This is a genomic window from Desulfotomaculum sp. 1211_IL3151, assembly GCF_036763075.1.
In the GTDB taxonomy this organism is placed as follows: domain Bacteria; phylum Bacillota; class Desulfotomaculia; order Desulfotomaculales; family Desulfotomaculaceae; genus Desulfotomaculum.
Genome location: NZ_JBAIYV010000028.1, coordinates 1 through 20,941 on the forward strand (window position 1 = coordinate 1; position 20,941 = coordinate 20,941).

Genomic DNA, 20,941 nt, shown 5'->3' on the forward strand with positions numbered 1-20,941 from the left:
ATGAGCTGGTTACAGGCACTTTGCAATAACTAAAACTAATTAATATGTAAAGTCGTAGAAACTGTAATCATTAAATTATCGCTGATTACCGACTACGACTTTGCATAACGAAACACTTTGCATAATTCCCTGTCCCAGGGTTGCCCGCTAAAATAAGATTCCGCCCTTCACGAAGCAGCTTTTGCAGCTTTGAACAAATGTCGCTGCATCTTGATGTGTGTCATTATTTCCAATTTCAAAACTTAAGAAGTCACGCAAATCAAATTGGCACTCAATTTCAAATAAAAAATGCGAGATAATCAAATTTTTATTGAAAATCAGAATGAAATTTACTATAATATGTTATTGCTTGATAAGTTTGGACGGAGGTGCGTCGATGACCGTTAGTTATAATAAGTTATGGAAATTACTTATTGATAAAAAGATGAACAAAACAGATTTGAGACTTGCTGCAAATATCAGCACTACAGCAATAGCAAAACTTACCAAGGGTCAAAATATTACAACTGATGTGTTGCTGAAAATTTGTAATGCTCTTGATTGCGATTTTGCCGACATAATGGAAATTGACAAAAGTCAAAACAAGTCAAAAGAATAGGAGGGTGATTATAGTGAATAAATCTAATGACCCAACCAACTCCAAGCCAATGGATGAGATAGATACCAATCTTTATCAAGGAGTTCGCAATACTCTTATGAAAGCACGCTCAAAAGCCTATTCTGCTGTCAATTCCGCTATGGTAGAAGCTTATTGGGAAATTGGGCAACAGATTGACGAAGCAGTTGGTCAGCGCGCTGAATATGGGAAAGGAATGCTAAAATCTTTAGCTGAACAGTTAACTACAGAGTTTGGTAAAGGTTTCAATGAAAGCAGTTTACGCCGAATGCGTCAATTTTTCAAAATGTTTTCGAATCGTGCCACGCTGTGGCACGAATTGAGTTGGTCGCATTATCGATTGCTTATGAAGCTTAAGGACGAGTCACGCCGTGAGTTTTATGGGCGGGAATGTGCGGAATCAGCTTGGAGTGTTCGTCAATTAGAGAGACAAATCAATTCGTTTCTTTACGAACGCTTGCTTGCAACACAAAAAAGCGGGATAAAAAGTGTAAAAAATGAAATTCACTCGCTTGAGCCAAAAAGCTCACCAGATTATGTCCTGAAGGACCCCTACATTTTGGAATTCTTGGATTTAAAAGAAAACCGCGATTATCACGAGAGTGATTTGGAGCAGGCTTTAATTGACAAGCTACAGGAATTCCTGCTTGAACTTGGCAAAGGCTTTTCCTTTGTAGCCCGTCAAAAACGGATAACCATTGAGGGAGATCATTATTATGTTGACCTTGTTTTTTATAACTACATTTTAAAGTGTTTTGTGGTCATAGACCTTAAAGCAGGGAAGCTGACTTATCAAGATGTCGGACAAATTGATTTCTATGTGCGTTACTTTGAAGATAAGGTGAAATTGCCAGAGGATAATCCAACTATCGGTATTGTTCTATGCACTGACAAAAATGATACGATGGCAAAATACTCGGTGCTGTCTGATAATAAAAATCTGTTTGCCTCAAAATATATGCTGTACCTTCCTACTGAGGAAGAGCTAACACACGAACTGAAACGCGAGTGGGAGATTATCGAACGCAAAAAAGAGTTGGATGAGGAGGCGGGCAGATGAATGCAATAAAACACTCTCGCATTATGGAGATATTAGAGCGTGAAACTGGAGGACACAGTTATAAATCTCACAAGTATAGCCTTGATGATTCAGAACGATCCCCTGTTGAATACGGAGAAGCAAGTAAGTCAATACAGTGGAAGAGGCGTGGAGAAACTAAAGATATTAGGGCATATGTTTCTTTGGTCGAATTGAGTCATCAAATTCGAGGAGGAGAGCAGTTATTCACTTATTTTCTGGATGGCTCCCGCCATGTTTATAAGGTTGATGATATGGGATTTGAAAAGTCTGGAAACCGCACTGCTATCTACCCAATTATTGCGGGTCAAATTGGTATTGGATGCTGCCGCCGTGAGAATAAACGAATGTATTGCGAGAAATTTGAACGTGAAATTGTTGTTGCAATGCCAGATATTGCACAATCAAGTGGAAAAAAACAAGGCTTTTTAACTGCTACTGCACAAAAATTGAATGCAGGTACTGAGCTTGCTCGAATTAGTAGTAGTGGATGGAAGTTTTCTACTATACTTTCCTATAAATCTGCAAAAGAAGAAAGAGAATACAATGATAAGGGTACAGCGCAGATTCAGAATCGCATGATGGAAAACGAGCAAAAAATGGTAGCAAATCTTGTAAGCGAAAAAAAATTAAACGACACGAATTTTCTCGTTAAAGACGGTTCACTGGAATACCGTCCCAGTAAGGCTATGCGCAATAATGAACGTGAGTATCAAAAATTTAAAAATAATTATGACTATGTAATCGGTGTGTCAAAGAAGTTTAATCCTGAAGTATGTCTTGTGCTGGGCGATAAGCCGAATCCAGGATTTATCGCTAAACTTCCCCCTTATCACAGGACTCCGGTAGCATACTTCACTGATCCAGATTTCTTGGGGGATATCGGATTTGCGGTGTGGTATATCCGTGTACGTGACCAAGCACGGACACGAACACCTTTTGATGGTATCGTCAAAGTTGAAAAGATTCTTGTGACAAGTGGTGAAGTGGCTAATGGTATGGACAGCGACCTTGTTGATTTGATTTCCGCTCATATTATTAATGAGCGAAATCCTGTGTGCTATGGCTCAGATATGCGGTGGGCAAACCATTTGTACCCAATCTATTTGACAGAGAGATATGTAAAATCTCATTATCTAAGCACCGAAAGTTTTCTACATTTATTTTAAGAGGAGGAACGACGAATGAATAGACTGATAGGGCGTGTGCTCGCTACTGAAAAAAATCCGACGACAATGGATAAATTTTCTTTTTGGACAGAACAGAATGAAAAGCTAAATGCTTTTGATATAGTTAAGGTCAAGCATCTTGACGGTTCATTTACATTCGGTGTAATTGAGAATATCTCGCATATTACAGATGCTACGAGCTTTCTTACCAATTTCATATCAAGCGACTTCGGAGACGTAAGCGTTGAGGAACAGACTTTCCGTGTAGGAATGAATTATGCGGAGGCAAAGGTATCTTTTAATGATTGCTATCTGTATACGCCCGTACATAATAACGCAGAAGTTTATCTTGCTACAAAAGAAGAGGTAACTTTTGCATTGGGACTAAAAGATGTTGACAATCCTCTTGTCTGTGGCTCATTAAAGATGTATGAGGGAACTCCGGATGAGATTAACCTACCGGTTCATCTCAACTCAAAATTCCTTCTTGGTCCGGAAGGAGCGCACCTTAATATATCTGGTATATCGGGACTTGCGTCAAAAACCTCCTATGCGATGTTTCTTATGAAAGCAATACAAGATCAGTATTTGTCAAGCTCCAATACCGATGACAGTGTTGCATTTGTAATATTTAATGTTAAGGGTAGGGACTTGATGGCAATACATAAGCCCAATGAGTTTGATGGGAACACCAAGTTGCATGATAAAACTCTTGCTGATTATGCCGAGATGGGATTAACTACTGATCCATTTAAGAAAGTTAGATATTTTATTCCGTTTTCAGAAGCTACATCAGCGAAGCGAAGCACTTACCTTGATCCCGACGACATAGATGATTATATTAATACCGATATATTGCGCAAGTTCAAGTATGTTTATGAGGACGACAAGGAAAGCATTGAGATGATGTTTGCAAATACTGATGATCCTCAGCAAACCATGGAGTCAATTATCAGCAAGATTATTGATGATGATGACCCTGATTTCCGAAATCTTGCAACTTGGGCGGATTGTATGGAGAAGGTAGCCGAAAAATCACAGAAGGGCTCTGGAGGCAAGGGAGAGGACATCTCTGTATTGAGTTGGAGAAAATTTAAGCGTGTGTTCCGCAAAGCTATTCAGGATGATATGTTTGCAAACCGGGCAGACAGTCAAAAGCACGAATGTCGATTAGGTGATGCCTTAAAAACTATTAAGCCTAATGAAGTTTGTGTGATTGATATTGCGAAGCTTCCAGAGGATAAGCAAGCATTTGTATTTGGGGATACGATGAGAACGCTATATAATTTAAAGCTTGGTGAATATGACGGCGAAGATGGTGTTGCCCCACCATCAAGGCTTATAATTTTTATTGATGAGTTGAACAAATATGCTTCAAAGGATATCCCAAAAGGCTCGCCGATATTGCGGCAAATCCTTGAAGTAACTGAACGTGGGCGTTCACTTGGTATTGTGTTGTTTGCTGCTGAGCAATTTCGGTCAAATATTGTTGACCGCGTGACGGGCAATTGTTCAACGCATGCCTATGGACGTACAAACTCCATAGAGACTGCAACAAAAGACTATAGCAGTCTACCGGGAACATATAAGAATATGCTAACGAGGCTGGAGCAAGGCGATTATTTAATTCAGAACCCTATATTTCGTTCATTGCTTAAAATTCATTTCCCGCGCCCAATATATAAGCAATTTAAATAGTTAGGAGAGCATTATTATGCAAGACAATGTGATTATTGGGGTTAATATCCTCGAGATACTTACTACGGGTATGTACCGTGATTCAAGAGTTATCTTTCGTGAGTACATTCAAAACTCGTGCGACCAAATAGATATTGCTGTCAGAAACGGTCTACTCACCGAAAACGAGGGGCAGGTAGAATTGTGGATTAATGATATCAATCGCTCTGTCTGTATTGAGGATAATGCCACCGGTATTAGTGCGTCTGTTTTTAGAAAGACATTGTATAGTATTGGTGAATCATCCAAAACACTTGGTGAAGATAAAGGATTCCGTGGCATAGGTCACTGGTGTGGATTAGGTTATTGCAAAACACTTGTTTTCACATCGAAAGCTGAAGGTGAAAATGTGGATTCTGTTATGACATGCAATGCTGAAAAAATGCGACAAATGATGGACGAGCATAACTCTCATAAGGCGCATTATACAGTTGATGAGGTGCTTGCAGAAACAGTGAAATTCACTCAGAATAAAACAAAAGCTATAGACAAGCACTATTTCAAAGTTGAATTGTTTGAAATCCGTGATGTTCATACCGAGCTGTGTTCATTACAGCAAGTCAAAGATTATTTGTCCTTTGTGGCTCCTGTGGGATATTCAACCGTATTTCGATTTAGAAGTACCATACATAAACACGCAGAAGTTGTAGGTCAACCTATTCAAGAGTACAATGTGTCTGTCAACGGAGAGCACATTTTGAAGAAATATACACCATCTTTTACAACGAGCAAAGGCGAGGACAGTATTACTGATGTGGATTTTAAGGATTTTAGAGATGATGATGGAAATCTTATAGCATGGTTGTGGTTTGGTATATCGCGGTTTCAGGGCGTACTAAAAAAACACAATCAAATGCGCGGAATACGTCTGCGTACTCAGAATATTCAAATTGGAAGTGATGATTCGCTCCAAAAACTGTTTAAGGAGGATAGGGGACAGAATTATTTTATAGGCGAAGTATTTGCTATTGCAAAAGATCTCATTCCCAATTCTCAACGTGATTACTTCAATGAGAATAAGGCTCGATTGGAATTTGAACGCTTATTATCGAGTTTTTTCAACGAGGATTTGAGCCGCATTTACAAGGCAGGATCAAATATAAACAGCAAATATGATAAAATTGAAAAAGCTAAACAGATAAAAGCTGAGATTTCTACACTATTGGCTTCTGGTGGGGATGCTTCTAATGAGCAGAAAGCTAAGTTGAAACGTGCAGAAAGGGACGCACATAATGCCACACAAGAGTTGGCAAAAATTCGCGAAAAAACTGAGGCAAAACTTGATGCGAATGAATTTGGAACGGTAGAGGTTGTTGTCAGCGAAATTATTAAAGCTAATGATGAAAAGCGTGCAAAGCAACCTAAACAGGTTACATTACCTAAAACAACCTACACGCCCCCCAAAGCACTTCCGAAAGCTGTATCTACATCAATTGTAGCTGAACCTCCTGCAACATCCAGAAAAAAAGAGGAAAAACTTGTATCAATGAGTGAAATATGTAAAATTATCAAACGAATTGCCGATGCTCCTACTGCTCAAGCAATTATTACGAGGATTGAGGAGGAGCTTCTATAATGCCGCGGAAAGTGCTACTGATTGAACCTAATTATAAGAATAAATACCCTCCTATGGGACTAATGAAGCTTGCAACATACTTTCGTAGCCATGGTGATGAAGTGCGTTTTTTTAAAGGTGATATGCGTGACTTGGCAGTCGAATTGCTATTTGAAGAATTTTGGGCAGAATCCTATGATATTACTCTCGGTGAGTATACCAACCTAATGCGTCAACATATTAAGACGGGCAAGCTTGCTCCTTTAAGAGCCATTCCTGAGTTTTCGGGAGAGCAGGGCCTTCGCAATGCAAGAGCGAGGTATAAAGCGAAGGATTACCCTAAATTTGATATAGTAGGCATTACTACACTTTTCACATTTTATTGGAAAGAAACTGTTGATACAATAAATGCTGCAAAAAAATTTGTTTTCGAAGACGGAAGAATTATTGTCGGGGGTATTGCTTCGACTATATTGTCTAACGAAATAGAAAAGGCAACAGGCATAAGGCCGTATATCAATGACAGAGGTGGTGCACTGCTTGACAGGCCCGGACAGATAGACTCAGACAGCGAGGTCATCATTGATGAGCTGCCACTGGACTACTCTATACTTGAAGAAATTGATTATAAATATCCCGCAAGTAATGCCTATTTCGATTATATGACACGAGGCTGTGTTAATCGCTGCTCTTTTTGTGCTGTTCCAAGGCTTGAACCAAAATACTGCCAGCGTATTAGCATAGAAGGACAAATTGAACAAACAATCCAGAGATTCGGAGAACAGAAAGATTTGCTACTGCTCGACAATAATGTATTCGCATCACGTTCATTTAATCAAATTATTGACGAAATAAAGGAACTGGGTTTTGGTGTGGGCGCAATGTATAATCCCCCTAATGAATATACAATAGCCATTGAAAATATTCGCAACAATTACAATGAAAAGGCTTATGTTCGAAAAGCAATAAAATTCTATGATAGTGTATCGGAAAAGCTGTCCGAAACTGAACAAGGAGAGTTTTATAACTCTCGTGAGGCATTAGGCCTTCTCTATGTCGACACGGCGACAGCAACATCTGTTTTAGAATTCGATCGAACATTTGCAGCATTATATGAAAAATATATTTTTAGCAAACTAAGTACAAGTCGTGGACGTGCCCGCTACATTGATTTCAACCAAGGTGTTGATGCCCGACTAATGACAGATGAAAAAATGAAGAAGCTTGCAGAGGTAAACATTCGTCCGCTACGCATTGCGTTCGACCATTGGGGTGTTGATCCACAGAAACCAAACAGTCGACCAATGAGGGAAGTATATGAGGATGCTGTTAAACTCGCAGCAAAATATGGCATACGCAATTTGTCCAATTACCTGCTTTACAACACAGATGATGATACCCCGGACGAGTTATACCTGCGCTTACGGATGAATATAAATCTCTGTGAGGATTTGAAGGTCAATATTTACTCGTTCCCGATGAAATATCACCCGATTGATGATCCTGATTATTTTGACAATCGGAACTTCACAGGAACAGCATGGAACAGAAAGTTTATTCGTGCGATACAAGCTGTACTAAACTCTACACATGGAAAAATAGGACGTGGTAAAAATTTTTTTGAGGCAGCATTTGGAAAAACTCTCGAACAGTTTCACGAAATACTTCTTATGCCAGAGGCGTTTATCATTGAGAGATATAAGTTTGACCGTAAAGCTTACGAAGCCTATTTAGCAAATGGTGGAACAAAAAAACTTAAGGCTGAAGATGTTGAGCGTTATGGCAATATGACTGACGAATGGCGTAGAAAGTTCAGTGTGTTAACCCCAGAACAAAAAAAGCAGGCTGAGAGGATAATTTGTGACAATATATTTACCGAAGAAAGGATTTCTACCAATGATTCGGATGTCAATAAAGTCCTCCAATATTACCGTATAAAGCGATACGAGCAAAGCCTCTAACTGTTCATCAGCTCAAGATACAGATTTGGATAAATATTGTGATAGCTTAATAACAGCAGCCGGACAGGAAAAATTCCTGTCCGGCTATGCTTTTCCGTATCTGTTTGCCATAGGGGGTTCACATCATATCCCTATGAAGATCATCCCTTGATTTTCAAGGGTTTTAAATGACGATACTTATCGAATGTGATACTTAAAAACATCTGTTTTTGATATCCCTAGCCCACTTGGGGATAGGGAATTTTTTCATATCCTCTTAATACACTGCTTAGGAACTCTCTCGTTCTAGGGTGACGTGGAGTAGTAAAAATCTGATCTGGGCTGCCCATCTCAACAATTTTTCCTTCGTCCATAAAAATAACACGGTCAGCGACTTCGCGGGCAAAGGCCATTTCGTGTGTAACAATAAGCATGGTCATACCCTCAGTGGCCAATTTTTTAATAACTGAGAGAACTTCACCAACCAACTCTGGATCCAAGGCACTGGTAGGTTCGTCAAAGAGCATCAACTTAGGTTGCATGGCCAGGGCACGGGCGATTGCAACCCGCTGTTGTTGACCACCGGAAAGTTGGCTAGGGAAGTTGTCTGCCTTATTGGATAAGCCCACCTTACTTAAGAGCTCAAGGGCTAGGTCACGGGCCTCAGGTTTTGCTTTACCCAGTACCGTTAGAGGTCCCTCCATCACATTGCTGAGGGCGGTCATATGGGGGAAGAGGTTAAATCTTTGAAAAACCATACCCATTTGACTGCGTAATTGACATAATTCTTTTCCCTTAATCGGAACTATTTTACCTTCTGGTGTTTGATTAAAACCAACTGGCTGATTTTCGAAGAAAATGTTACCGCTATTGATGGCCTCCAGATGGTTTAGGCAGCGTAGAAAGGTACTTTTTCCGGAGCCACTGGGTCCAATAATGACCACCACTTCACCTTGTTTAACTTCCAGATTAATACCCTTTAGTACTTTTAGTTTACCAAAATCTTTGATTATGTTTTGTACCTTGATCATTTCTACCCCTCCTAATTACCTTCCGAAACCGCTAGCCTTTTCTCCAGACGGTTTACCACCATGGTAAAAAATGTTGTCATCATTAAGTATAGGATTCCCGCAGAAACATAAATCTCAATGGGACGGAAAGTGGCATTCTGCAGTAGGTTTGCTGCCCTTAATAATTCGGTCATACAGATTACTGAAACGAGAGAACTGTCTTTCATGAGAGTAATGAATTCGTTGCCCATGGGAGGAAGCAGCCTTTTATATGCCTGAGGCAGTATGATCCGTCGCATAGCTTGTGGGTAAGTCATTCCCATGGAAAGGGCGGCTTCCATTTGGCCTTTGTCGATGGATTGGATACCAGCCCGGATAATTTCTGCCATATAGGCACCGCCGCAAATAGACATGCCGATTACTGCCACGGTAAACTCATTGAGGGTAAGTCCCATAAAGGGTAGACCGTAATATAAAAACATTAATTGAAGGAGGAGGGGGATACCCCTGATAACCCAGGTGTATAGCCCCCCAAACCATCTTAATACCTTAAAGCTGGAGATTTTAGCTAAGGCGACAAGCAAGCCGATTAGGGTCCCAAGGGTAATGGCAAAAAAGGTTAACTTAATTGTCATTACAGCACCTAGTAATAAATTGGGAAGAATTTTCATGATGAAGTTTATGTCCAGTGGGCCTAAAAACATGTTGTCACCAACCTAACCAGTTATTTATTGGACCGGAACAGTAATATCCCTGTTAAACCACTTCATGGAAATTTCGGTTAAGGTACCGTCCTCTTTCATTTCATTTAGGATATTGTCTATGGCTTCTTTTAACTCAGGATCTGCTTTGCGCAAACCGATGGCTAAAGGCTCATTTGTAACTTGTTCGCCTACAATTTCGTAGGTATCAGCACGTTTGCTGATGTAATGACTGGCGGTAATGCGGTCTGAGATCACCACAGGAATACGTCCGATTTGCAGATCGGTGAAGGCTTCGGGATAGGTTTTATACAGTTTAACTTCTTTAATGCCTTCCACCTTATTAACAGCTTCTTCACCGGAACTACCTGCTTGGGTTCCCACAATCTTATCCTTTAAATCTGCCGCTGTGTTGAAACCAGTGGTGCCTTTTTTAACCACCATAATTTGACCGTCACCAACATAGGGAACAGAGAAATTAATGGCCTTTTGGCGTTCTTCGGTAACAGTCATACCGGAAAGGATGATGTCAAATCGCTTGGAGTCTAAAGCCATGATGATACCATCCCACTGGGTAGGCTGCCACTCAATTTTAACACCTAGACGTTTAGCCATTTCTTCACCCATATCAATATCAAAGCCAACCAAATCATTGTTTTCATCACGATAGCCCATTGGAGCAAAGGTGTCATCCAAGCCAGCGATCATTACGCCTTTTTCTTTAATTTGTTCCAGGGTGTTTTTCTCTGCTTGTTGTGCAGGGGCCTGAGGTTGTTCTTTATTTCCGCCACCACAACCTACTGCCACCAGTGACAAAGCCAGGACCATGATTAATAACCATAAACTCCTCTTTTTCACAGCAAAATTCTCCTCCCACTTATGTATTAAATAATCTATTACTTTGATATTTTAACTAACTAAAGAGAAAAGGTCAATATGGAATAAATAAATAAGAAAGAAATATATCAAGTAGCCATTAGTCGATTTGAAAACCTTTTGTCATCCTGAGCGACAGCGAGGGATGGCATAGCGGATCAAGGGCCACGGCCATTTTTCAAGATAGCTAAAACTTAAAACTAAAAACGAAAAACTACAGAAAAACCTCTTGTTTTAATTCTATTTATTACATATTCTTATGTATATTAATATTTATCTTATGCGTAAGAATTGAGGTGAAGGTTATGCAATGGCAAAATTCACTGCTCAATATGATCGGCGGAGTTGGCCTGTTATTATATGGTATGTCACTGATGAAGGATAACTTACAAAAAGTGGCCGGTAAAAGATTTCGGGAGATTTTGATTTTACTGACCAAAAACAGACTGGTTGGCTTAGGGTTAGGTGCTTTTATGACTTTATTATTTCAGAGCAGCACGGCCACCACGGTTTTGTTGATTGGCTTAACCAGCGCATCCATATTAACCCTACGGGAAACCTTAGCCGTGGTTTTAGGTGCAGATATTGGCAGTACCATAACAGCCCAATTAATTGCCCTTAAGGCAACCGAAATAGCGTTACCCGTAATTTTTCTTGGCTCCTTTATTTTTTTGTTTTCCAAATCCAGCCGTAAAAAGCGGATCGCTTTAGTTTTAATGGGTTTTGGTATTTTGTTTTTAGGGTTAAAAATGATGGCTGATACCATGTATCCACTAAAAAACGATCCTTCCGTTGCTAAAATTCTTACCCAAATTAGTAATTACCCCTTATTGGATATTATGGTTGCAGCGGTGTTTACCTTCTTAATCTCCAGCAGTGCTGCCACCATAGGGATCATTATGCTCTTAGCAATGCAGCACATGATCGATATAAAGCCAGCTATCTATATGCTTTTAGGGGCTAACATCGGGACCACCTTTACGCCAATCTTATCGAGTATTGGTTCTTCCCGTGAATCACAAAGGGTGGCCATGGCACATCTTTTGTTTAAAGCAATGGGGGTACTTTTAGCCTTTCCCTTAGTTGGTTATATCGTTCAATTAATGCAAAAAATAACTGCTTCCCCGGGTTTCCAGGTTGCCCATACCCATACCCTATTTAATATCCTGCTGGCAATTTTATTTTTGCCTTTCATTCAATATGTAGCTCGTTTTTTAGAAATGATTTTGCCCAATAAAAAGGATGCAACGGGTAAGCTTAAGCCTAAATATCTGGATGAAAACTTGCTTTCCAGTCCTGACCTGGCCATGGGTATGGCAACGAAGGAAATTATGATTATATCGGATTACGTCCTTGACATGATCAAATCAGCCGCTTCTTTATTAGCAAATTATAACCAGGATAAAGCAGATAATATTCTTGAAAAAGAAGAAAAGGTGGATGTGCTGTCCATTGCTGCCAATCGGTATCTTACCATGCTATTAAGACATAGTTTGACCCAAGACGAATTTAAAAAGGCCATGGGCTTGATCACCATTATAAGGGAATATGAATTCATTGGTGATGTGGTAGAGAAAAACATGATTAGTAAAGCAGAAAGTATGAACATTCACAATAAGAGATTTTCGATGGAAGGCTTACAAGAAATACAATCCCTAAACAATCGCATCGTTCACCTGTTGCAACTGGTTAACACCTCCTTTGCCACAAACAATTGTGCTTTAGCCGAACAGGCAAAGACTCTTTATGAAGAGATTGTAGATTTTCAGTTTCGTTTGCGAATGAGCCATATTATCAGACTAAAGGAAGGGGCCCGTGAAACAGAAGAAACTACCTTTGATCATATGGAATTAATAAACTGCTACGGTCTGATAGGTGAGCATTTAAAGAATATTACCATGGTTTTGACCAATGAATTACCCTGCCATTGGCAGAAAGAAAACCTGCAGTTTAGCCCCTAGTCATTCGCCATTAGTCGTTAGCAAACGCTAAAACCAAAAGGCTAAATAAAAACCCCCTGGCTTCAATGCGATGCCGGGGGGTTTTTATTTAGCCGAGTAATATCTCCTTGACTGCTTTACCGATTTCATCCTTACCGATCACTTTCTGGTGAAGTACCTTGAGGTGATCAAGATTCCTTAGTCCCTCTGGAATAGGCCAATTTGTATAGGAAGATAATTCTTTTAATAATTCAAACTCACTTTTTTCTGAAACGGTTTGTTCATCGAGGATGGCTTTCGCTACACTACCGTTAAACTTAAAGGGACTGGCAGTAGAAACAACCACCGTATAAGAGTTATCGCCAGTGGCATTACGGTATTTTTCCAGGACATGCATAGCCACTGCTGTATGGGTGTCCATTAGATAATTAAGATCGAACCAAACTTTACGAATGGTAGCCAGGGTTTCTTCATCGGTGGCATATTCAGACCAGAAGTGACCCTGAACAAGCTTCAGCAAATCTGCATCAATCGTATAGGTCCCTGTATTCTTCAGTTCGGCCATCCATTGGCTGATTTTATCGGATTGGCGATCGGTTAATTCAGATAACAAACGTTCCAGGTTGCTGGAAATCAATATATCCATAGAGGGTGAATTTGTTTTATAAAATTCCCGATTACGGCTATAGGTACCCGTTTTAATAAAGTCCGTCAGGACATTATTTGTATTTGAGGCACAAATTAAACGATTAATCGGCAGCCCCATTGATTTAGCGTAATAGCCGGCCAGGATGTTGCCAAAGTTTCCGGTGGGGACGACAAAATTTATGGGTTCGCCATTTTTTATCGAGCCACCCTTAACCAGATCTGCATAGGCAGAGAAATAGTAAACAATCTGAGGCACCAAACGACCCCAATTAATGGAATTGGCTGAAGAAAGTTGGAAATTATGATCGGCCAGCAACGCAGAAAACCCTAGGTCACTGAAGACTTGCTTAACACCGCTCTGGGCATCGTCAAAATTTCCCTGAACCCCCACTACCTGCACATTATTTCCTACCTGCGTCACCATTTGCAATTTTTGTACTGCACTAACACCCTTTTCTGGGAAAAAGACCATGATTTTTGTGCCTGGAACATCCGCAAATCCTTCTAAAGCGGCCTTGCCTGTGTCCCCCGAGGTAGCCACTAAAATAACAATTTCAGCAGTTTCGCCGGTCTTTTTCAGGGACCGAACTAAAAAATGGGGAAGAATCTGTAACGCCATATCCTTGAAGGCACAGGTTGGCCCATGCCATAGCTCTAAAACTGTTGAATTATCGGTTAGTTTTTTAACGGGGGCAATTTCCGGCGAGGAAAAGTTTCCGCCACCGTAGGCCCTTTCTACACATTCTGTCAGTTCTTCCTTGGTAAAATCCGTTAAAAAATACTTTAGGATGTAGGCAGCCCTTTCAAGATAGGATAAGGAGCATAGATCCTGAATTTCTGCGAGGTTGATAAAAATTTTCTCAGTGGGTACAAATAAACCCCCGTCCGGGGCGATCCCTTTTTTTATTGCTTCAGCGGCTGAAACAATGGCTGATTGACCACGGGTGCTTTCGTAGTTCATACATTTGCCTCCTACCAGTGTACATGTGTAGTTATAACATACATTAAACACCAAAATACGGACCAAGTAAAGATGCTTTTATTTACATAATGTATTTTCACATTTTTAAATTTGTCTGGTGGGAAAATAATCATAATAGCTAAAGGAGGTTTTTGGGGTGATTCAAAACAATCGGGTTAATAAAATAACCAAAGCCTTTCGGGATGAAGGGGGCAATATAGTTAATTTTATTATTAACGATAAAACAAGAATCAAATATAAAGATGCCTTGGAAAAAGCAAGGAAAGGGGAATTAACGGGTATTAACTTATATCCCGAGCTGGTTAATGAAATAACACAGGAACAAAAAATAACAGGGTTTTGGAAGAAAATTCAGTGGTTTATACGTAATCAAATAAAAAGCTAAAAACATAGCTTTGAGATAATACAAAGAATGTTTTGAATTAATCGACATTAAAAGACAAATTGGTATGTAGGGAATTGAAAAATGCTAGCGTATATTCATTGAATAGAGGTGATGGAAGGATGTTTAATTACGTTATAGAAAGAATGGAAAGGAATGATAGCAACAAAGGAAAAATATTAATCGTTGATGATGAATATATGCACCTTGAGACAGCAAAAATGTACCTGGAATCCGCTGGTTTTGAGGTGTTTTGTGCGTTAAATACCACCTTAGCCTATTCAATAATCGTCCAAAATAACCCTGATCTGATATTGCTGGATGTGATGCTTTCCTCTGAAAATGGGTTAAACATTCTTTCAGATATTAAAAAAGGCTTCCCGAATACGATGGTAATTGTTATGACCGCCTTTGGCAGTGAAGAAATAGCGGCCCAGGCTCTAAAACTAGGTGCTGCAGATTATCTAAAAAAGCCTGTAAAGTACAGAGAACTGGCTAGGGTAATTGAAAAAACCCTAAGGAAGAGAGAAGAAATACTTAACCAGGAAGAAAAGGTAAAGACGCTGCAAAGTGCCTATGAAAAATTACAAGTCAGTGCGGAATCCATTCTACACTGCATGTCTTCCGGTGTAGTGGCAATCGATAAACAATTAACCATTCAGATGATTAATCAAAGGGCCGCTGATTTATTAAAGCTGTCTAAGAAAGGGGTTATTGGTAAACCCCTTTATGAAACGGTACCCATATTTAATAAGTATCATTTATTGCGGGATACTTTGGCTGAAGAAAAAAGTATCCGTATGTGTGAAGTTGAATTCATTGATAAGGATGATTGCAAAATCTTTAAAGTCAACACCGATATTATCTACGACATGCGGGGCATAAAAATTGGCGCAGTTGCAGTATTTGATGATATAACGGAGCTAAAGAGAAGGGAAAAAATTATCAAGGATCGAGAAAGATTGGCGATCATTGGTCAGATGGCTGCCGGCATGGCCCACGAGATCAAAAACCCGTTAACGGCTATTAAGGGGTTTACCCAAATGATTTCGGCACAATCACCCAATAAAAAGTTTGATACCTATTTCGATATTATAAATAGTGAAATTAGTCGCATGAACCAGGTATTACAGGATTTTTTACAGCTAGCGAAACCAAAGGCACTAGAATTAAAGAAGGTCAATATTAATCAAATTGTTCTGGAGATGTCTCAAGTAATTGAGCATTTAGTGCTGCTAAAGAATATTCGGCTGCAGATAAACGATGGAGAGAATATTCCCAGTGTTTATATTGACATCGGGCAAATCAAACAAGTTTTGTTAAATTTATGTCAAAATGCGATAGAAGCGATGCAAGAAGGGGGTGTTCTTACAATTACTACCAGTTATCAATTGCTCCAAAGGGAAGTGAAGTTGGATATTCAAGATACTGGCTGTGGGATTCCGGCAGATAAAATGAAGGAGATCGTGGTACCCTTTTATACCAGCAAAGCGGAGGGTACGGGTTTGGGCTTAAGTATCTGTAATACGATTGTGGACAAACACAAAGGTCATATAGAAGTACAAAGTAAAGTTGGTCATGGAACAACCTTTTCTGTATTTTTACCGGTAAGTGAATAAGGGGAAGTGTACATATGAAACAACAGCAGCAAAAAAATTTAGGTGTCGCTCAGTCCTTTACCCCGGGTAAAAGCCTTAAATTTAAGATATTGGCTGTGGTTTTGCTGGCTATGATTTTTCTAGAGGTTGGTACCCTTTATTTTGTTCTTTGGCAGGAACTCCAACAGGACACGAAAAGATTGGAAAATAATTTCTCCCTGGTGACAGACATTCTGCAAAAGGATATTACACGCTGGCTAAATAATCGGCAAAATGATGTACTTACCATATCTCAAAATCCGATGGTTATTAGTGAAATTAACAACATAGTAGCGGGTAGGGATGGAGCTGATTTAGGGAAGAATAAGCTTTCACAATACTGGACATTTATTTGCCAGCAATACGGGATTTACGATGAAATATATTTTGCTAACAGCCAAGGTAAAATCATTATTTCTACAGATAAATGGCGTGAGAATACATCTCGTCCGGTGGACGCAATCATCAGTACCCCATTAAAAACAGGGGCAGCATATCTTCAAAATGCCTATCTTTCTTATAAAAATCAACCTTGTATTGCTTTTTCCGTGCCAATTATGTCACAACAGCCGGGTGAAGGCTTTTTGGGGGTACTGGTTTTTCGGGTGGAAATTGAAGAGGTTATCAAACCCATTCTCACCGGCAACGTTAATCTCGGTAAAACAGGTCAAATTATTTTAGTCGATGAGAATCAGAGAACCATTACGGAGTTAAGGGATCAACCAGGTTCCACATTAAAATATAAACTAAATCTTGAGCCGGTTCGCAGGGTAAGTCAAGGGGAAAATGGGGTATGGCAGGGACGTTGGCTTAACCAGGAAGAAACGATCTGTGCATACAGATATATCACCCTTACCCGTTGGGGAATCCTCGTTTGTCAAGAATCCAGTGAACTTTATGCTGCTATCTATGAACAAGCAAAGAAATCTTTAATAATAACAGCCATCATTAGTACCCTGGCTCTGATTTTTATTTACCTTTATACCAGAAGGTCCCTAAAACCAATGGAAGAGATGGTAGCCATAGCGGAGGATATTTCCCAAGGGAATTTCACCAGACGCATGGTGGTGGAGAAAACAGATGAAGTTAGTTTATTGGGTCACTCCCTCAATGATATGGCCGATAATTTAGACAAGCAGTTCAGATTTCAGGAAAATCGCAGAGCTATTTTACAATCTCTGGTAGCTACCCTGGATTTAGAAGAAATGTTAAATCAAGTCCTTAATTCGGTTTGCCAAAATTTCAATCTGCGTGTGGGAGCGGTCTACCTTCATCGGGATGAGGCAGATGTTCTGGAATGCAAGGCTTTTTATTGCCCCGGCGGAAAACTAGCTGAAAAACAGAAAATAATCGGCTTAAATGAGGGTTTAGAAGGATTGGCCTATCGTACCAGGAAGATACAGGTACTAACAGAAGTTTCAGATGATACGGTTTATACAATTAATTGGCTGGGTAATGAGATAAAGCCAAGTACCATTTTTCAAGCCCCCATCGTTATTGGGCAAGAGGTTCTCGGGGTATTAAGTCTGGCTTCATTACACAGGTTATCTGAACAGGAAATTGAAGAAATTACATCCATTGCGACTTTGCTTGGGGTTGCGGTGAACAATGCTCAGGCCTACGCTAAGTCCTGTGACCTTTCTGAACAATTGCAAGAAACAAATGAACAGTTGTCCCAGCAAAATGAAGAGTTAAATGCTCAAAGCGAGGAATTACAATCCCAGTCCGAGGAACTAATGAGCCAATCGGAGGAAATGCAGCAAATTACCCTTGAGTTACAAAGTAAAAATGATCAACTGGTGGAGATGAGCCAAAGAAGAATGAATTTTATGGCTACCCTTTCCCATGAACTGAGGGCACCTTTAAATGCCGTTATCGGATTTTCCGATGTTCTTTTGGATCAGGTGGTTGGTAAGATTAATCCTGAACAAAAAAGATATTTGGAGGAGATTTATAACAGCGGCAATCACCTTTTGGGGTTAATAAATGACCTTTTGGATATCTCAAAAATTGAAGCCAATCAGGTAAAATTTAATATAACAGAAATAGACCCCAGTATACCTTTGGCGGAAGCCATTGCCATGGTTAGCGGCGACATTAAAAGAAAAAAATTACGCATCTATAATTTATTAACAAACAATTCCTTTAAAGTTTTGGCTGATGCAAGCAAACTGAAACAAATCTTTATTAACCTCTTAACGAATGCGGTAAAATTTACACCCGAACAAGGCTATATAACCATTGGTGGTAAGGAAGAAAATGAAGAAATACAAATTTGGGTAGCGGATACGGGGATCGGCATTGCCCCGGCATATCATCAAACGATTTTTGAAGAATTTAAGCAGGCCCCTAATACGCTGAAAGGTGGAACGGGCTTGGGACTTCCTATTACAAAAATGCTATTAGAATTACAAGGTGGCAGAATTGAGGTAGAAAGCCAGGAAGGCAAGGGAGCAAAACTGATCATTACACTGCCTGGTCCGATAAAGAAAATGGGTCCAGCAGTTCGCTTTGATTCCTGTGCAATAAAGGAAATGGAAGCAGCCAACCCGGCAATAAATATCAAGTATCTAACCAAACCCATAAAAAAAGAGGAGCTTTTGTGCCTGCTTGAGGAGATGAGTTCAAAGTCAAAGGATATGCCAAAGGTTCTAGTGGTGGATGATGAATTAGCTGTGCGGCAAATGGTAACGGCAATGTTAGAAAATAGATATCAAGTTCTTGCTGCCAAAGATGGGTTGACGGGAATGGAATTGGCCTTCTCTCAACAACCTGATATTATCTTGCTTGATATTTGCATGCCTGTAATAGATGGCTTTCAGGTTATGAATATTTTCCATGCCTATCACTGGCAGAAAACAATGAATGTATTAATATGTACATCGAAGGATCTTACCCAGGAAGAAAAGTACAATTTGGCAGGGCGTAAGTTGAAATAAAACAGCTTAAAAAGTCTGTTATAATATCTATTATGTATCCTAACATTCGTTGTTAAAAGGTGGTTTTTTTATGCGCTTACGTATGCCTTCCGGTGATAGAATTGGCTTAATTCACGATATATCGGTTGTTTTAAGAGATAACAAAACAAGTGTAATTTCCATTGAAATTGACCATGGCGTTATTTTTTTGGAAAGTCAAGGTGTCCCTAAAGAGAAGCAGGTCGAACTAATGGAAGCCCTTAAAAGAATACCGGGCATCTTTGACGTAGAGCCAGTCCATACCATGCCCTACAAAGAAAGGGCAGAACAATTAAATGCCGTTTTGACTACTGTCCAGGATGGGATTTTGGCCATTAACAGACAAGGCATTGTGACTCAATGCAACCCGGCGGCAGGGCGTATTTTACGATTACGTGTTGAGGCTGCTTTAGATCACCCCTTGCCTCAGCAACTGGCCGCTGACCTGCTGGTAAATGAAACCTTTGCCTCTGGTCGGTCCCAGCGCAACTGTGAAGTATATATTCAATCAATTGGCACCTATTGTATTGTTAGTACCATTCCCTTAAGGTTAGAGGATCGTACCATCGATGGCGTGGTGGTAAAGCTGATGGATAACAGAAACATGCGGGAATTGGTGCAAAAAATGACAGCTTCCCGGCCGGTGACCTTTGCGGAAATCCCCTTTAAAAGTAAAGTCATGGGTTTGGTGTCGGGCCAGGCCCAGCGGTATGCAGCCAGCGATTCCACGGTGTTAATCCGTGGGGAAACTGGCACTGGCAAGGAACTTTTTGCCCGGGCCCTGCATAGTGCCTCACCCAGGGCAGATAATCCCTTTGTGGCGGTTAACTGTGCGGCCATACCGGAAACCCTTTTGGAAAGTGAACTCTTTGGTTATGAGGAAGGGGCTTTTACTGGGGCGGTAAAAGGAGGAAAACCAGGTTTCTTTGAAATGGCCAATAATGGCACGCTTTTTCTTGATGAAGTGGGAGAAGTGTCGGTGCATCTTCAGGCAAAATTACTACGTGTGCTCCAGGACCGTCGGGTTAGGCGTATAGGCAGTTCTCGGGAAATCACCATTGATGTGAGGATCATTACTGCTACCAATCGAGATTTGGAAGACATGGTGGCCCAAAAACTTTTTCGGGAGGATCTTTATTATCGCTTGAATGTGATTCCACTCCTTTTGCCTCCTCTGCGGGAACGCCAGGAGGACATTCTTTTGTTGGCAGAACTATTCCTGCGGCGTTTCTCTGAAAAATTACGCCGTCCCGTGCCTTCCTTTTCTCCGGCAGCCCTAAAGGAATTAATGGCATATAACTGGCCGGGAAATGTTCGTGAATTAGAAAATGTTATTGAACGGGCTGTTAACCTGGTGGATGGGCCACTGGTAGAGGCAGCACATTTTCATTTAAATAAAAGACCTGCCTTTGCCCAGTCTCCCCAAAATGTGGATTTTGCCACCTATCAGACCCTTGAAGAAAGACTGGCGGAAGTAGAAAAAACCATTGTAAAAGAGACGTACAAACGCTTTCGATCCGCGCGAAAGATAGGTGCCGTCCTGGGCATTTCCCACACTGCTGTTTTAAGAAAACTGCGTAAATATGGTTTAGTTGACAAGTAAAATACCAGAAGGGTGTCATAAACTACTTTTCGTAGCAAGTGATACTCCTTTTTTTGTTTTATTCAGAACATTGTAAACACGGCGTTACAGCGGAAACAAAACTGGAAACA

At 40.2% G+C, this 20,941-nt stretch carries 15 protein-coding genes; 11 read left to right on the top strand and 4 right to left on the bottom strand.

Translation table 11 applies throughout. The features are described 5' to 3' along the window. Window positions 1-376: 376 nt before the first annotated feature. Genes V6C11_RS07245 through V6C11_RS07270 form a run of 6 tightly spaced genes read left to right on the top strand, consistent with a single transcriptional unit; the run spans window position 377 to window position 8,116 of the window. The gene (locus V6C11_RS07245) at window positions 377-598 is read left to right on the top strand and encodes a helix-turn-helix domain-containing protein (RefSeq protein ID WP_333530468.1); all 222 of its coding nucleotides are present in this window, start codon (window positions 377-379) and stop codon (window positions 596-598) included. A 13-nt stretch (window positions 599-611) separates the two neighbouring features. After that, the gene (locus tag V6C11_RS07250; RefSeq protein ID WP_333530469.1) at window positions 612-1,676 is read left to right on the top strand and encodes a PDDEXK nuclease domain-containing protein; all 1,065 of its coding nucleotides are present in this window, start codon (window positions 612-614) and stop codon (window positions 1,674-1,676) included. Then, window positions 1,673-2,863 carry a hypothetical protein gene (locus V6C11_RS07255; RefSeq protein WP_333530470.1) on the top strand — a complete coding sequence of 397 codons (1,191 nt, stop codon included), beginning with the start codon at window positions 1,673-1,675 and terminating at the stop codon, window positions 2,861-2,863. The genes V6C11_RS07250 and V6C11_RS07255 overlap by 4 nt, the downstream gene beginning before the upstream one ends. Before the next feature lie 15 nt (window positions 2,864-2,878). Further along, entirely contained in the window at window positions 2,879-4,561 is a 1,683-nt protein-coding gene (locus V6C11_RS07260; protein ID WP_333530471.1) for an ATP-binding protein, read from the top strand. Between the two features lie 16 nt (window positions 4,562-4,577). Further along, the gene (locus tag V6C11_RS07265) at window positions 4,578-6,176 is read left to right on the top strand and encodes an ATP-binding protein (protein ID WP_333530472.1); all 1,599 of its coding nucleotides are present in this window, start codon (window positions 4,578-4,580) and stop codon (window positions 6,174-6,176) included. Further along, window positions 6,176-8,116, top strand: a complete 1,941-nt coding sequence (locus V6C11_RS07270; protein ID WP_333530473.1) for a hypothetical protein — start codon at window positions 6,176-6,178, stop codon at window positions 8,114-8,116. The genes V6C11_RS07265 and V6C11_RS07270 overlap by 1 nt, the downstream gene beginning before the upstream one ends. A 218-nt stretch (window positions 8,117-8,334) precedes the next feature. On the opposite strand, the gene ehuA is transcribed toward V6C11_RS07270, so the two are convergent. The 3 genes from ehuA to V6C11_RS07285 are packed head-to-tail and all read right to left on the bottom strand — an operon-like array spanning window position 8,335 to window position 10,664. After that, window positions 8,335-9,126, bottom strand: a complete 792-nt coding sequence (ehuA, locus tag V6C11_RS07275; protein WP_333530474.1) for an ectoine/hydroxyectoine ABC transporter ATP-binding protein EhuA — start codon at window positions 9,124-9,126, stop codon at window positions 8,335-8,337. An 11-nt stretch (window positions 9,127-9,137) separates the two neighbouring features. Beyond that, window positions 9,138-9,809 carry an amino acid ABC transporter permease gene (locus V6C11_RS07280; protein WP_333530475.1) on the bottom strand — a complete coding sequence of 224 codons (672 nt, stop codon included), beginning with the start codon at window positions 9,807-9,809 and terminating at the stop codon, window positions 9,138-9,140. Window positions 9,810-9,833: 24 nt separating this feature from the next. Next, window positions 9,834-10,664, bottom strand: a complete 831-nt coding sequence (locus V6C11_RS07285) for an amino acid ABC transporter substrate-binding protein (protein ID WP_333530476.1) — start codon at window positions 10,662-10,664, stop codon at window positions 9,834-9,836. A 323-nt stretch (window positions 10,665-10,987) separates the two neighbouring features. Here V6C11_RS07285 and V6C11_RS07290 point away from each other — a divergent pair, with 323 nt between their 5' ends. After that, a complete protein-coding gene (locus V6C11_RS07290; RefSeq protein ID WP_333530477.1) occupies window positions 10,988-12,643 on the top strand; it encodes a Na/Pi cotransporter family protein in 1,656 nt (551 codons plus the stop codon). Window positions 12,644-12,731: 88 nt separating this feature from the next. Here the strand turns inward: V6C11_RS07290 and thrC are convergent, their stop codons facing one another. Then, a complete protein-coding gene (gene thrC / locus V6C11_RS07295; RefSeq protein WP_333530478.1) occupies window positions 12,732-14,231 on the bottom strand; it encodes a threonine synthase in 1,500 nt (499 codons plus the stop codon). A gap of 157 nt (window positions 14,232-14,388) precedes the next feature. Between thrC and V6C11_RS07300 the strand changes: the two genes are divergently transcribed. From V6C11_RS07300 to V6C11_RS07315, 4 genes are all read left to right on the top strand, one after another. Next, window positions 14,389-14,637: a hypothetical protein gene (locus tag V6C11_RS07300; RefSeq protein ID WP_333530479.1), complete on the top strand. Its 249-nt coding sequence runs from the start codon at window positions 14,389-14,391 to the stop codon at window positions 14,635-14,637. A 119-nt stretch (window positions 14,638-14,756) separates the two neighbouring features. Beyond that, entirely contained in the window at window positions 14,757-16,253 is a 1,497-nt protein-coding gene (locus V6C11_RS07305) for a hybrid sensor histidine kinase/response regulator (RefSeq protein ID WP_333530480.1), read from the top strand. Window positions 16,254-16,267: 14 nt separating this feature from the next. After that, the gene (locus V6C11_RS07310; RefSeq protein WP_333530481.1) at window positions 16,268-19,210 is read left to right on the top strand and encodes an ATP-binding protein; all 2,943 of its coding nucleotides are present in this window, start codon (window positions 16,268-16,270) and stop codon (window positions 19,208-19,210) included. Window positions 19,211-19,280: 70 nt separating this feature from the next. Continuing rightward, the gene (locus V6C11_RS07315) at window positions 19,281-20,831 is read left to right on the top strand and encodes a sigma 54-interacting transcriptional regulator (protein ID WP_333530482.1); all 1,551 of its coding nucleotides are present in this window, start codon (window positions 19,281-19,283) and stop codon (window positions 20,829-20,831) included. Window positions 20,832-20,941 lie beyond the last annotated feature (110 nt).

Bases quoted from the DNA above. Each gene is read 5' to 3' on its own strand.
- V6C11_RS07305 (WP_333530480.1), top strand. From the start codon at position 14,757: ATGTTTAATTACGTTATAGAAAGAATGGAAAGGAATGATAGCAACAAA.
- V6C11_RS07280 (WP_333530475.1), bottom strand. From the start codon at position 9,809: ATGTTTTTAGGCCCACTGGACATAAACTTCATCATGAAAATTCTTCCC.
- V6C11_RS07255 (WP_333530470.1), top strand. From the start codon at position 1,673: ATGAATGCAATAAAACACTCTCGCATTATGGAGATATTAGAGCGTGAA.
- V6C11_RS07290 (WP_333530477.1), top strand. From the start codon at position 10,988: ATGCAATGGCAAAATTCACTGCTCAATATGATCGGCGGAGTTGGCCTG.
- V6C11_RS07265 (WP_333530472.1), top strand. From the start codon at position 4,578: ATGCAAGACAATGTGATTATTGGGGTTAATATCCTCGAGATACTTACT.
- thrC (WP_333530478.1), bottom strand. From the start codon at position 14,231: ATGAACTACGAAAGCACCCGTGGTCAATCAGCCATTGTTTCAGCCGCT.
- V6C11_RS07310 (WP_333530481.1), top strand. From the start codon at position 16,268: ATGAAACAACAGCAGCAAAAAAATTTAGGTGTCGCTCAGTCCTTTACC.
- ehuA (WP_333530474.1), bottom strand. From the start codon at position 9,126: ATGATCAAGGTACAAAACATAATCAAAGATTTTGGTAAACTAAAAGTA.
- V6C11_RS07315 (WP_333530482.1), top strand. From the start codon at position 19,281: ATGCGCTTACGTATGCCTTCCGGTGATAGAATTGGCTTAATTCACGAT.
- V6C11_RS07245 (WP_333530468.1), top strand. From the start codon at position 377: ATGACCGTTAGTTATAATAAGTTATGGAAATTACTTATTGATAAAAAG.
- V6C11_RS07260 (WP_333530471.1), top strand. From the start codon at position 2,879: ATGAATAGACTGATAGGGCGTGTGCTCGCTACTGAAAAAAATCCGACG.
- V6C11_RS07270 (WP_333530473.1), top strand. From the start codon at position 6,176: ATGCCGCGGAAAGTGCTACTGATTGAACCTAATTATAAGAATAAATAC.